Here is a 12,877-nt window from a genome sequence, read left to right on the forward strand (position 1 = left end):
AGATCTCCTTCAAGTGACGGCCGATCGATCGCAGCGCACGCACGCGCATATGAACAGTCCGTGTGTTCGGCACCACCAACAGATCAGGGACTTCATGTTGACATCGGATGGTGTCAGAGAGAAGATATTCGAAACCAGATTAAAAACTAGGGAGTGATGAGAGTGCAGCAACGCGGAGTGTTCTGGCCTATGGCCTTCGAGGCGACGGTCCCGGAATGTCGAATCATCGAAGGTGCCATCCCGAAGGACATCTACGGCGGCCTGTATCACAACGGGCCGACGGTGCGGCGGCCCCAGCGTCAGGGTGTCGAGAGCGTGTTCACGACTGACGGCATGGTCCAGGGTCTAGTTCTGGAGAACGGGAAGGCGTCCTTCCGCAATCGTTGGGTGCGGACTCCGAAGTTCCTCGCCGAGGAGGCGGCCGGCGAGTCCCTCATCGAGTGGGAAGATCTCGCGATCAGCCAGGACTGGCGCGCCATGGGTCTGGGCGACATCATTCGTAACGAGCAGACCCGGTACCTCTCTCACAACACCGCCTTGGTGAACGTCTTCCCTTTCCAGGGCAGCATCTTCGCCTGCGGTGAGCAGGCCGGATCGCCGCTGAGGATGGATCCGATCACTCTGGAGACCTACGGATTTCCGACGTGGGGCAAAGAGCTCTCGCGCGGCATCCACGAACCGGTCGACGAGTACGACGGCAACATGGCGCCGCACCCCAAATTCGACCCCGATACGGGCATGCTCTACGCATGGGGATACAGCGACGTTCGGCCCTTTGTGACGTTGCACTGGATCAAGCCGGACGGCACGGTGCAGTCGCGTCCGATCAATGATGCGCCCTATAACACGGTGGCTCATGATGCTTGGCTGTCGGAGAACTACTTCATTCTGCCGTTCCAGCCCTTCACCATCTCCAGCGAGAAGGCCAACAAGGGTCTCGGAGGCTATGGATGGGAAGCCGAGAAGCCGATTCAGCTCGCGCTGATCAACCGCTTCGACATCAACTCGGAGATCATCTGGATCACGGCCGATCTGCCACCGCAGTACATGATGCACATGCTGTCGGCCAACGAGGTAGGCGACAAGATCCTGCTCGATGCGCCGTTGTTCGGGCGACCGCCGTTCCAGACGGACGAGATGTCGAAGCCCGGGGATCCGTTCATCCCGTTCTTCCAGCTGGCCCCGAGCAAGTTGGGCCGATGGACGATCGATTTGACGCGCAAAACGTTCACGAGCGAGGTGCTCGACGACGTGATGTGCGAGTTGCCCAAGATCGACGAGCGATTCTTCGGGCGTCCATACGACTGGGGTGTGATCGTCGGCGGCTCGCCGAGCGACAGCCGCCCGGGTGCGATGCGTATGGACACGCTGATCCGTCGAAACATGCGAACCGGCGAGGACAAGCGGGTCAAGTTGACGCAGGATCGGCACGAGTCGCCGTTCGAGCCGGCCTTCATCCCTCGAACGGTCGACGCGCCAGAGGGTGATGGGTACATCATCGTTCCCGTCTCGAAGTTCAAGGAGCACGTCGGGGAGTTCCAGATGTTCGACACAGACGACATCAGCGCCGGGCCCATCTGCCGGATCGAGCTCCCGTTCCACATGGGCTGGACACCGCATGGGCACTGGATGGACTTCCGAAGCGTCCCGTCGCCGCACATGCTCTCTGTCGAGCTGGACACCTGACGAGCCGACCACACGATTCGCGGAGGACCGGGAACCCCAGGCCACGGCCTGTGGATCCCGGTCCTCTTTCTACGTGACCGCCGTGCTGGTCGGTTCTTCCGGATCCTTCAGGAATCCACCGACGAGCATTCGCTTGGCGTTCGCCACCAACGTGGCGACCGACTCGCCGCGAGGCTGCCACCATTCGATCGACCAGTTGAGCGATCCGAGGATTAGCATGCGGGCGAGGCGCTCGTCAACCCCCGGCCGAAGCTGTCCAGCCTTCCGGAGATCGGAGAACAGCTGCCGCCACAGAACCGCGTACTTCTGCTGTTCGGCCAACTGCCTGTCACGCAGATCGATCGGCATCTGGGCGGCGTTGCGAATCGCCGCCATCGTGTAGTCGGACTCCTCGAGAATGAAACGCAGATGCTGTTCAACCGCGATGTTGAGGCGCTCGGTCGGCGACTTGTCGCTCGCCTCCTCGAGCGCCGCTCGCACGTGGGCAAGCAGACGCGCCATGCCCAACCAGATGACCTCTTCGATCAGGTCTTCGCGTGAGTCGAAGTAATAGTAGATCGCGGGTGCCTGGCACTCGGCGCGATCGGCGACGTCAGTCAGGCGGGTCCCGGAGAATCCTTTGCGGCACAGGATGTACGCAGTGGCGTCGAGGATGCGAGCCTTGGTCTTGGCCGACTTCAAAGTCGCACTTGCTGCACGGGCGGCCGTATTCGGCTCTGTACGAGGCACGCACATATCTTACCGACCGTCACGACGATATTCGGAACAGCCTGCGTGTTGACGAGCGTGCTCTTCCACTCCTAGACTAAACCTAGTATAGATTAAATTTGTTCTGATCGCGCACGGTGCGTCGATCTTGGTGGCCGGTGGCACCAGGCTTCGCAGGTCCTGCCCGCCGAAGAATGTCCAACAGGAGTGAAACGTATGGATGACCCGACCAGCTGGACCGTTGTCGGCGGGGGATCAGGTGGCCTGGGGCGCGCCATTGCGCGCAGCCTGGCCGACGACGGTCACGACATCGTCGTCGCTTACCGCGGGAATCAAGCGGGGGCGGAGGAGACGGCTGCGCAGGTCAGGTCGCATGGCCGTCAGGCAGTTGTCGAGCAGGTCGATCTCGCGGATCCCGATGAGGCCCGAGCCTTCGCCAGTCGCGTCGGCGACGCAGGTGAAGTGAGAGGCGTCGTCTACGCCGCCGGTCCCGTGATTCCGATGTCTTTCATAGCCAAGACGGAACTCGAGACGTTTGCGCGAGTGATCGACAACGACCTCAAGAGCTGCTTCAACCTGATCCAGCCGCTTCTGCCGAAGCTGCGGGCGACATCGGGAGTTGTCACAGCGATTGTCACACCGGTGATCCAGCGCTTCAGCAAGATGGACCTGATGTCATCCGCGCCGAAGGCCGGAGTGCAAGCACTTGTGCGCGGCATCGCCGCCGAAGAAGGGCGTTTCGGAGTCCGCGCGAACGCCGTCGGCGTTGGCGTCATCGAAGGTGAAGGAATGTTTGACAAGCTCGTCGCGTCCGGGGTCTTCACCGAAGAAGGTCTGGCGCTGGCGAAATCGGAAACCACTCTCGGTCGATTCGGTGATGTCACCGACGTCGCCGAGGCGGTGCGCTTCCTGATGTCATCCCGCGCGGGCTGGATCACCGGCCAGACGCTCAATGTAGATGGGGGTTTCAGTGTCTGAGAATGCACCGACGAACGACGCCGTGGCAGCCGTACGCCAGGCGACGCAGAGTTTGACCGCGAAGTACAACAGGAAGTACTGGACGGACTGCATCAAGGAGGCTCGATCCCCATCGGAGTACCTCCGGGCGCTGGGCGACAGCGGACTGCTGGGACTTGGCGTCGCCGAGGACCTGGGCGGTTCCGGCGGTGGCCTGCGTGAGCAGGTGGCTTTGATCGAGGAGATCGGTCGGGCAGGTATCCCTGCCTACTCGTTCCTTGTCGCCAACTTCGTCCGGCACACCCTGATCCACCACGGCTCCGCCGAACAGATCGCGGCGCACGTGCCGAGGACGATGACGGGCGAGACGTACACGGCGTTCGCGCTGACGGAACCCGACTCCGGGACCAACTCGTTCGGGCTCAAGACGGAGGCGATCCGCGATGGTGACGAGTGGGTGATCAACGGTCACAAGTGCTTCATCTCCTCGTTCGGCGAATCGTCGCAGGCGATGGTCGTCGCACGTACGTCGCCTCCGGAGGCCGCCCGCGCAGAGCTGTCCCTGTTCATGGTCGAGCTGCCCGCTGAGGGCATCACGTTCGCGCGACAGCCGATCACCGCAGGCGCCCCGGAGTATCAGTACAACGTGTTCTTGGACGATGTGCGGCTACCGCTCTCGGCGGTGGTCGGCGAGCCGGGGAAGGGCACGTCCTATCTGTTCAAGGCTCTGAACTCCGAGCGTATCCTCGGGGCCGCGATGGCTATCGGGCTCGGTAACTTCGCACTTCACAAGGGCGTCGATTACGCCAACGCCCGGGCACCCTTCGGCAAACCGTTGGGGGCCTACCAGGCCGTCGCGCACCCGCTCGCTCGCGCGAAGGTCCAACTTGACGCTGCCCAGGCACTGTTGGAAAGCGCTCTCGGGCAGATCGAGCGCGGCGAGGCCGGCGACTACGTCGCCAGCGCGTGCAAGCTGATTGCATCAGAGAGTGCGAATCTGGCTCTGGATGCCACGATCCAGGTCCACGGTGGCTGGGCGTTCGACCACGAGCTGGACATCATGGGTTTGACTGAGATCTTCCGGTTGCTCAGGGTCGCGCCGATCAACAATGAGTCGGTTCTCAATCTGGTCGCCACCGCCGCGCTGGGTCTCCCGCGCAGCCACTAGTTGTGACGACCAGGCACGTTGGTCGACATCATGTGTCGACACCGTGTGATGTCGTAGATGAGTGAAGCATCCGGCGTGGAGTGGAGCTGTGTCCAAAGTCCGCTCCACGCTCCGGAGGCCTTCGTGTCGCCCGCTACCTGACCCTGCTCGGATCCTCCGTGCGCGCCTCGGCCGGCGCGCACGCGCTCTTGCTCCGGTGTTGGAGCCGTTGTCGCACCCATCTGGACGCACCACACATCCCGATCGCCGTCTACCTCTAGTACACCCGGCACAGCGATGTCCCGTCACACGAAAGTGCCTGGACGGCAGAGCAACTCATCGCCGATGTGTCCGAATGCCACGGCACCTCACAACCCAGCGCGCACGCCGACCGACGCCCGTCAAAGGCCTCTGGTCTTGTGTCGTAGCTGCTCGCCTGCCAGTTCGCGAGCGATACCACCGGCTCTCAACACCTCGCTGATGCAGCCTAGGAAACAGTCGCGTTTCGCACCTGAGAGGCCGCGCGACGCAACATCTCCGAGCGCATGATCGCGTGTCAGAAGTGGACGGCTGATCCGTCGATTTGGTGGTTGCGTGCTACCGGTTCCTCCGACTAGGGTCAAAGTCTAACATAAAGTAAAAACAACACCGGAGCTCCGATCGAGTCGGAGGTGCGGGTGACGGAAGGTTGGCAATGTCGGAGGAACTACGCGTATCGGTGGACGGCCACGTCGCCCTTCTCACGGTCGACCGTCCGGCAGCTAACAACTCGTTGGGTGGCTCGCTGCTGAAGGAGCTTCTGCAGGTGTCGGCAGAGCTGGAGCGTGACGACAACGTCCGCGTGATCGTCACGGCCGCGAACGTCTCGGACGGGGCGACGGCGTGGAGCCCCGGTGTGGATTTTGCCCAGCTGGACGGCAAGCTCGGGCCCGGCGCGGTTGCCGATGCCATGTTTTACGAGGGGGTCATGCAGGGCGATCACGCTTCGCTCAACGTGTCGGTGCAGGGGCGCCGGTTCGACCCCTTGGGTCCCGGCCGATGGATCCTGCGAATGCTTGAGAACTTTCAGAAGCCGACCATCGCAGCTATCAATGGCGCGGTGGCCGGCGGGGGCGTGGGCTGGGCCGGGCTGCACACGTACCGCATCGCAGGAGAGTCGGTCAAATTCAAGGCCGCGTTCGGCACTCTCGGCTTCGGCCCAGACATGGGCGCCAGCTACTTCATCACCAAGCTCATGGGGCAGGCAGCCGCGACAGAGTTCCTCCTACGCGACAAGGCAATGACGGCGGCCGACGCGCTTCGTACCGGTTTCGTCAACCAGGTCGTGCCGGACGATGAGGTCATCGAGCGCTCTTTGGCCGTGGCGCAGGAGCTCGCCCAACTTCCGCCCCTCGGACTGCGGGCCACAGTGCGTTCCTTGCGCGGGGCCGAGACCAACTCGTTGTACGACCAGCTCGCACTCGAGTGGGACAACCAGCGGATCACCTTCGCCTCCGAGGACTCGGTGGCAGCCTTCGAGGCATTCAAGACCCGCACCAAGGCAACGTATTTCGGCCGCTGATCGGACGATCGCGGCTGACGAGACAAAGGACTCACATATGCGTACTGTCAACGACCTCGATGCCATCGTCCTGAGGACGATGCTCGAGCGCAGAGCGGAATCTGATCCTGATGAGTCGTTCCTGACGTTCGCGGACGGACGGTCGTGGACGCGTCGCGATGCGTTGACGGCGGCGTATCGGGCGGCGAACGTCATGCGTGACGCGGGCGTGCGACAGGGGGACCGGGTCTCCATCTTCTTGACGAACGGCCCGGGTTACCTCAAGGCCTGGTGGGGCGCGGTCACCCTGGGCGCGGTGATCGTGCCGCTCAACACCGGTTACAAGGGAACGCTACTCGCGCAGCAGGTCAATAGGACCAAGCCGGTAGCGATGATCACAGATTCTGATCTCGGCGCGCGGCTCGACCCCGACCTGATCGAGGTCGACTATCTGACGCTCGACGTTGCCGCACTCGATGGCGGAGAAGACACCCCACCACCCCTCGAGCGACCGTTGTTCTACGGCGACAACGAGTTGCTCGTGCTGACCTCAGGCACGACCGGTCCGTCGAAGCTCGTCGCCACCTCGTATCTACACAACTACTTGGGAGGTGAGCACTTTGTCGTCCAGAAGGGGCGCGGTGCAGAAGACGTCCTCCTGATCGACCTGCCGCTCTACCACAGCGCAGCTGTCTACATCATCACCGCGGCGCTCAGTAACGGTGCCAAGATCGTGGTGCGTGAATACCCTGCGATGACCAGCTACTGGGAGGTCGCCCGCGACACCGGAGCGACGATGGTTGTCCAGGTCAGCTCGATGATGTCGTTCCTCGAGTCGCAGGCGCCGCGCGCGGCCGACAAGGAGCACAACATCCGGGCAGTTCTCGTGGCGCCTCTGCCGAACGACCCGAAACGGTTCATGGAGCGATTCGCGATCCCCGAGATGTACACGGTGTACGGGTCGACCGAGACGTCCGGCGCGTTGGTCAGTCAGCTGGGCGACGCCTTCACGCCAGGATATTGCGGGCGTGTTCGTGACGGGTTCGAGGTGGCCGTGGTTGACGCGAACGACGTGCCAGTGCCGACCGGGGAGCCAGGAGAGTTGGTCGTGCGGACCGATCTCCCATGGGCGGTGATGTCCGAGTACGAAGGGAATCCGGAAGCCACCGCGAAGGCTTGGCGCAACGGATGGTTCCACACCGGCGACATGATGCGGAGCGACGAGGACGGCCGGTATTTCTTCGTCGATCGAATCAAGGACGCGCTGCGCCGTCGGGGCGAGAACATCTCCTCATTCGAGGTCGAGCAGCACGTGCAGTCCCATCCATCGGTGGCCGAGGTGGCGTGCGTCCCGTTCCGGGCGGAGGGCCAGACCGAGGACGAGATCAAGGTGTGGGTCGTCGTCGCCGAGGGTGAGACGTTCGACGCGGATGCTCTGTTCCACCACTCCTTCGAGCACCTGCCGTACTTCATGGTGCCGCGATACTTCGAGGCAATCGACAGCTTCCCGAGGACGCCGAACATGAAGATCCGCAAAGTCGAGTTGCGCGAGTCCGGCAACTCGAGCGCAACGTGGGATGCAGAGGCAGCTGGCTATCGGTGGGGTCGCAAGGGCCTCGACGTTCAGCTCCGAGTTGACGAGTTGGCATGATCGGGGAGGCGTCAACGGAGGTGCAAGACGAGGGAAGCCTTCGGGCCGACCACCTGGACCTCGACGGGATCGAGCCCGTACGGACGATCGCGTGGGCACCATTGTTGGGCAAAGTGTTGACCGGCGATCGGCCGGCCTCCGCCGAGCTACTCGGTCGGCGGCGCGCGGTTCGCGACCTGGGCCGCGCGATTCGTGGTCTCGGGCACGCATCTGTCATGACGGAGGTTCCGACGGCGGTGCTCGCCCGTGCGACAGAGATGGTGACCGAGGTCGCGTCGATCCTGCGCAAAGAGCAACGGGCGGCCAAAACGGTCGCGACGGTCGACGACCCGTTCAACGGCGTGCGGATGTTCTCGCCGATGTCGGGTGAAGGGAGCCCGTTCATCCCGCCGCTGACATTCGCGGACGTCGACGGCATGTCCTCAGCCACCTGCATACTCGGAGAAGCATTCGCCGGACCACCGAATCACACGCACGGCGGTGTGTCGGCGATGCTGATGGACCAGGCGCTGGGCCACGTCGTCGCTGCCTCGGGCCAGCCAGGTCTGACCCGCAAGCTGGTCGTCCAGTACCTGCGTCCGACGCCTTCCGACGTGGAACTCGTGGTGTGTGGTCGGGTGGTCGCGAGTGGCGACTGCGACGTCCTCGCCCAGGCCTGGATCTCCACGGCCAGTGAGCCGGATACGCGACTGGTGAAGGCTGAAGGGCACTTCCGCCTCCTGCGGGCGGAACAAGCGGCCACCTTCGTCGACGCGATCAGATAGTTCACGCGTCTCGCATGTGGATCCCTGAGCGGCCGCGGACCCAGTCAGATGCAGATCGGCGTAGTTGAGCCCTCCGGGTGTACTGGCCGGCGAGAAGTAGCCGACTGAGCGCGCGACGGGGTCGCGGTGGGTGGCTATGGGGCGACGAGTCCGCCGCACAACTCATCACGTCGACGATCCTGGCGCCAGTCGAAACGGCTCACATGGACTGCTGCGCCTCACGATGGATCTCTCAGCCGGTTTTCGATAGGCCGACGGTGGGTGTAACGAGTATTTCCGATCTCCACGTCAGGGGTGGGTGCCGGCGACATCACGTCAGTTGGCCGATATCGACTCGTGAACCAACAACAGCCCAGGAGGCAATCGTGAGACGTGTGGCCATCGTTAATCCGCTGCGAACCGGCGTAGGCACCTTCGGGGGTTCGCTACGTGACGTCCGTGCTGAACAGCTCGCCAGCACAGTGATCAAGGCGCTGGTCGCTCGGACGGGCATCGATCCCGGAAGGATAGAGGACGTGTCGTTCGCGCAGTCCTATGCGAACTCCGAGGCGCCGTGCATCGGTCGGTGGGCAGCGCTTGACGCCGGTCTTCCGGTGGAGGTGCCAGGCTTTCAGATCGACCGTCGCTGTGGTGGGGGTCTGCAGGCGGTCATCACAGCGGCGATGACGGTGCAGACGGGCGCTGCAGACGTCGTGATCGCGGGCGGCGTTGAGTCGATGAGCAACATCGAGCATTACACGACCACAGCCCGATGGGGTTCTCGATCGGGCAACCAGACGTTGTACGACAGACTTGATCGAGGTCGTGAGCGCTCGCAACCTGTGTGGCGGTTCGGTGAGATCAGCGGAATGATCGAGACGGCGGAGAATCTGGCGCGTGAGTACGGCATCGGCCGGGAGGAGTCCGACGCATATGCTGCGCGGAGCCACCAACGTGCTGCGGCTGCATGGAGTGCGGGTGCCTTTGCCGACGAGATCGTCACCATTGAGGTTCCGCAGCGCAAAGGTGAGCCACTGGCCTTCAGCAAGGATGAGGGCGTGCGGCCGGAGACCACGACGGAGACGTTGGGCAGGCTTCGTGTCCTGATGCCCGACGGGACGGTGACGGCGGGCAACGCCGCTCAGCAGAACGACGCGGCTGCGGCCTGCCTCGTGGTGGCGGAGGATCGCCTCGACGAGCTGGGCCTCGAGCCGCTGGCCTGGTTCGAGGGCTGGTCAGCCGTCGGGTGCGAGCCGGCAAAGATGGGCATCGGCCCGGTCGCCGCCGCGAAGAAGCTGCTGGATCGGGCGGGCTTGGGTCTCGACGATGTAGATCTGATCGAGATCAACGAAGCGTTCGCGGTACAAGTGCTGTCGGTACTGGCGGGGTGGGGCACGAGCCTCGCAGAGGTTGACGACCGACTGAACGTCAACGGCTCGGGAATCTCACTCGGACATCCCATCGGCGCGACGGGGGGTCGAATCCTCGCGACGATGCTTCACGAGCTGAAGCGCAGGCAAGGGACTTATGCCATGGAAACGATGTGCATCGGCGGAGGACAGGGGCTCGCTGCACTCTTCAAGGGTGTCGACTGAAGACTCCAGCCGCGAACCCTTGAAGGTGCGCGCTGCCTGTCAGCCGGCAGAGATGCCACCGTTCACGCTGATGACCTGGCCCGTGATCTTGGCCGCTCCGGGGCCCGACAGGAAGACGACGAGTTCGGCCACTTCCTCGGCGTTCGGGACCCCGAGCGCGGCCTTTTGGGCAATCTTGTCGAAAATCTTGGTGGCGAAGGACATTTGACCGATCCGAGCCGCGGTTCCGGTGTCGAGAACCAGTGACGGAGTGAGTACGTTGACGCGTACGCCGTACCGCTTCGCTTCGAGTGCAGCGGTGCGAGAGAACATGGTGATGGCAGCCATGCCGGCCCCCACTGCGGCCTCGCCAGGTGTCGGGACCTTGGCAGCGTCCGAAGCGATGTTGACGATCGAGCCGCCGCTCTCGCGCATGACGCTGATCGCTGCGGCGGTGATCAGCAATGGGGGTGCGGCCAGCGCCACCATCAGGTCCAGCAGGTCCTTGCCGGGCTGCTGATCGATCGGCGCGGCCGTCCCGACGGGGGCGACCGCGTTGATCACGATGTCAAGGCCTCCCATCGTGCCGGCGCAGCCATCCACGATCTGCGAGGCCTGCTCGGGGTGGCCGGCGTCTCCCGCCAGGAACTCGACGTCGGCGCCTTCAGCTGAGACCACCTGCTGAGCTCGTGCGCCGCGGTCCGCATTGCGGCCCACCAAGGTGATCTGGGAAACCCCTGCACGCGCGAGGCCGACGGCTGCCGCGAGACCGATTCCGGACGTACCGCCCACCACGAGCGCGTTCTTACCGTGCAGTGCGGGCTTGGGACTGTTGACCATGACTTGACCTGTTCTTCTTGGTGTAGGGCGAGCGGAATGCGGGTGGCCGGAAGGCTGGATCGCCGACATAATCTTAACCCAGATTAGAATCTATAGGTAGTTGGGCGGACCCGATTCTGAATGCGGTGGAGATACAACAGTCGACCTCACCGGCGGGCAGGCAAGAGGTCGATCCGGCGCACCATGTCGAGCGTGTGAGCCTGAGCGATCAGCCCCCGATGGCGGACATGGGTCGAGTGGGTTGTAGGAATCCAGGGTCGTCAATGCCGTGACCGGGAAGTTTTGTGAACATAGCCGAAGCCCACCGCTGCGCGATTTCTTCATCCGTTGCACCACCACGTAGGGCGGCCCGCAGATCAGATTCTTCGCGGGCGAAGAGGCAGTTGCGGATCTGGCCGTCGGCGGTGAGGCGCACTCGGTTGCAATCTGAACAGAATGGTCTGGTCACCGAACCGATTATGCCCACGATGTGCGGCCCACCATCGATTGTGAATTGTTCGGCCGGAGCAGAACCACGATCATCGCGCGGGGTGAGCTCGAAATGCTGACTGAGCAATTCGAGGGTCTCATCGGCTGTGATCATGGCTGAACGATCCCAACGATGCTGGGCGTCAAGCGGCATTTGCTCGATAAAACGCATCTGCAAGTCATTTTCCATTGCCCAACGAACCAGCTCGGGAGCTTCAGAGAGATTGTGTTGACGCAGAAGGACTGCATTGATCTTCACCGGGTCCAGCCCGGCCGCCTTGGCTGCGTCGATTCCGGCGAGCACATCGTGGAGTCGATCGCGTCGAGTGATCGCAGCGTAGGTGGCAGCGTCGAGCGTGTCGAGGCTGACATTGATGCGATCCAAGCCGGCCTCCGCCAAAGCCTTGGCTGTGTGCCGCAGTCCCAGACCGTTCGTGGTCAGTGAGATTTCGATCTTGCTCGAAATAGCCTTGGTTCCAGCGACAATTCCCGGAAGGCCCTTGCGCAGGAGTGGTTCCCCGCCGGTGAATCGCATTGAAGTGACGCCAAGCTGTTCGGCGGCGATACGAAGGAGGTGGATGAGTTCGGTGTCGCTGAGAACTTCATCGTTCGGCATCCATTCCAGCCCTTCGGCCGGCATGCAGTATTGGCAGCGAAGGTTACAACGGTCGGTTAGTGAGACCCGAAGATCGGTGGCGACTCGGCCATGACGATCGACGAGCGGGTAGGGTGCTGCCGTTGTGCTCATCATGTTCAACCGCCTGCGATGGGTGGAAGCAGAGCGACCTCGTCGCCGTGAGATAGCCGAACTTCTTGATTGGTCGGGGCTTGTTCGCCATTGACCCAGATCGCCGAGCAGGCCGAGATTTCCTGAAAGTCAGGACCGAATCGAGCTCGCGCCTGATCGAGTAGATTCGACAGAGTGACGGCGTCTAGTTCGACCGTTCCGGCACCAGCAGCTGAGCGCGCCTGACCGAAGAGCAGCAACGTGATCATGACGTCACGGGATGCGGCATGAGTCCAGAATTCTCGGCGAACCAAGCGGAGGCGGCTTCTGCGGTGGCGAGAATCGTGGATCCGTTGTCGGGCCAGGCACGGGCAACCCCAGCGAACTCGGTCTTCCAGATCGGGGCGCATTTCTTGAGTACGTCGATGCTGAAGGTCATTGCCGCGATGGCTTCGCGGCGGTGCGACGCCGAAACGCTGCACACTACGGCCGATTCGCCGACGGGGACGCGGCCGATGCGGTGAACGATGGCGATGCGGCCGACGTCGGGCCAGGTCGAGAACGCGATGTCGGCTACCTCGTTGAGCCTGCGTTCGGCGTACTCGGAGTAGGTCTCATAGTCGATATGAGTGACGCCTTCGCGGCCTTCGGAATGGTCGCGGATGATGCCGACGAACGTGGAAACTGCGCCACAGGATGGGGTTGCCACCCAGGCGGCCACCTCGTCAACGGCCAACGGAGCTTCTTGAATTCCAATCCAACGATCCTCAACGGAATCAGCAGCGTCCCTCATAGATCTCCATCGTAAGTACTCATATGTTTCCTTGAGTATGTTT

General features: G+C 62.9%; 12 protein-coding genes. 7 read left to right on the forward strand and 5 right to left on the reverse strand.

Annotation, left to right across the window (positions count from 1 at the left end; all coding sequences use genetic code 11):
- Positions 1 to 156 precede the first annotated feature (156 nt).
- Complete coding sequence (locus ACFW3F_RS05480) at positions 157 to 1,686, forward strand: carotenoid oxygenase family protein (protein WP_388055099.1); 1,530 nt, start codon at positions 157 to 159, stop codon at positions 1,684 to 1,686.
- Positions 1,687 to 1,755: 69 nt separating this feature from the next.
- Here the strand turns inward: ACFW3F_RS05480 and ACFW3F_RS05485 are convergent, their stop codons facing one another.
- Positions 1,756 to 2,367, reverse strand: coding sequence for a TetR/AcrR family transcriptional regulator (locus ACFW3F_RS05485; protein WP_388055101.1), 612 nt, complete (start codon positions 2,365 to 2,367; stop codon positions 1,756 to 1,758).
- Between the two features lie 243 nt (positions 2,368 to 2,610).
- Between ACFW3F_RS05485 and ACFW3F_RS05490 the strand changes: the two genes are divergently transcribed.
- From ACFW3F_RS05490 to ACFW3F_RS05515, 6 genes are all read left to right on the forward strand, one after another.
- On the forward strand, positions 2,611 to 3,372 hold the full coding sequence (locus ACFW3F_RS05490; protein WP_388055103.1) for an SDR family NAD(P)-dependent oxidoreductase: 762 nt from the start codon (positions 2,611 to 2,613) through the stop codon (positions 3,370 to 3,372).
- Complete coding sequence (locus ACFW3F_RS05495; protein ID WP_388055105.1) at positions 3,365 to 4,519, forward strand: acyl-CoA dehydrogenase family protein; 1,155 nt, start codon at positions 3,365 to 3,367, stop codon at positions 4,517 to 4,519. Before ACFW3F_RS05490 ends, ACFW3F_RS05495 begins: the two co-directional genes overlap by 8 nt.
- A 673-nt stretch (positions 4,520 to 5,192) precedes the next feature.
- Positions 5,193 to 6,059 (forward strand): enoyl-CoA hydratase/isomerase family protein, encoded by an 867-nt coding sequence (locus tag ACFW3F_RS05500; protein WP_388055107.1) that lies wholly within the window; start codon positions 5,193 to 5,195, stop codon positions 6,057 to 6,059.
- Between the two features lie 37 nt (positions 6,060 to 6,096).
- On the forward strand, positions 6,097 to 7,689 hold the full coding sequence (locus ACFW3F_RS05505) for an AMP-binding protein (RefSeq protein WP_388055109.1): 1,593 nt from the start codon (positions 6,097 to 6,099) through the stop codon (positions 7,687 to 7,689).
- A 215-nt stretch (positions 7,690 to 7,904) separates the two neighbouring features.
- Positions 7,905 to 8,453, forward strand: coding sequence for a PaaI family thioesterase (locus tag ACFW3F_RS05510; RefSeq protein WP_388055111.1), 549 nt, complete (start codon positions 7,905 to 7,907; stop codon positions 8,451 to 8,453).
- Positions 8,454 to 8,818: 365 nt separating this feature from the next.
- Positions 8,819 to 10,027, forward strand: coding sequence for an acetyl-CoA C-acetyltransferase (locus tag ACFW3F_RS05515; RefSeq protein ID WP_388055324.1), 1,209 nt, complete (start codon positions 8,819 to 8,821; stop codon positions 10,025 to 10,027).
- 39 nt (positions 10,028 to 10,066) lie between these two features.
- Here the strand turns inward: ACFW3F_RS05515 and ACFW3F_RS05520 are convergent, their stop codons facing one another.
- The 4 genes from ACFW3F_RS05520 to ACFW3F_RS05535 form a co-directional block, all read right to left on the reverse strand.
- Entirely contained in the window at positions 10,067 to 10,846 is a 780-nt protein-coding gene (locus tag ACFW3F_RS05520) for an SDR family NAD(P)-dependent oxidoreductase (RefSeq protein ID WP_388055113.1), read from the reverse strand.
- A 208-nt stretch (positions 10,847 to 11,054) separates the two neighbouring features.
- Positions 11,055 to 12,065 (reverse strand): GTP 3',8-cyclase MoaA, encoded by a 1,011-nt coding sequence (moaA, locus tag ACFW3F_RS05525; RefSeq protein WP_388055115.1) that lies wholly within the window; start codon positions 12,063 to 12,065, stop codon positions 11,055 to 11,057.
- Positions 12,066 to 12,067: 2 nt separating this feature from the next.
- Positions 12,068 to 12,310 carry a MoaD/ThiS family protein gene (locus ACFW3F_RS05530; protein WP_388055117.1) on the reverse strand — a complete coding sequence of 81 codons (243 nt, stop codon included), beginning with the start codon at positions 12,308 to 12,310 and terminating at the stop codon, positions 12,068 to 12,070.
- Positions 12,307 to 12,834: a molybdenum cofactor biosynthesis protein MoaE gene (locus ACFW3F_RS05535; protein WP_388055119.1), complete on the reverse strand. Its 528-nt coding sequence runs from the start codon at positions 12,832 to 12,834 to the stop codon at positions 12,307 to 12,309. Before ACFW3F_RS05535 ends, ACFW3F_RS05530 begins: the two co-directional genes overlap by 4 nt.
- Between the last annotated feature and the right edge of the window lie 43 nt (positions 12,835 to 12,877).

Origin of the sequence: Gordonia sp. NPDC058843, from assembly GCF_042743165.1 — a bacterium.
GTDB lineage: Bacteria > Actinomycetota > Actinomycetes > Mycobacteriales > Mycobacteriaceae > Gordonia.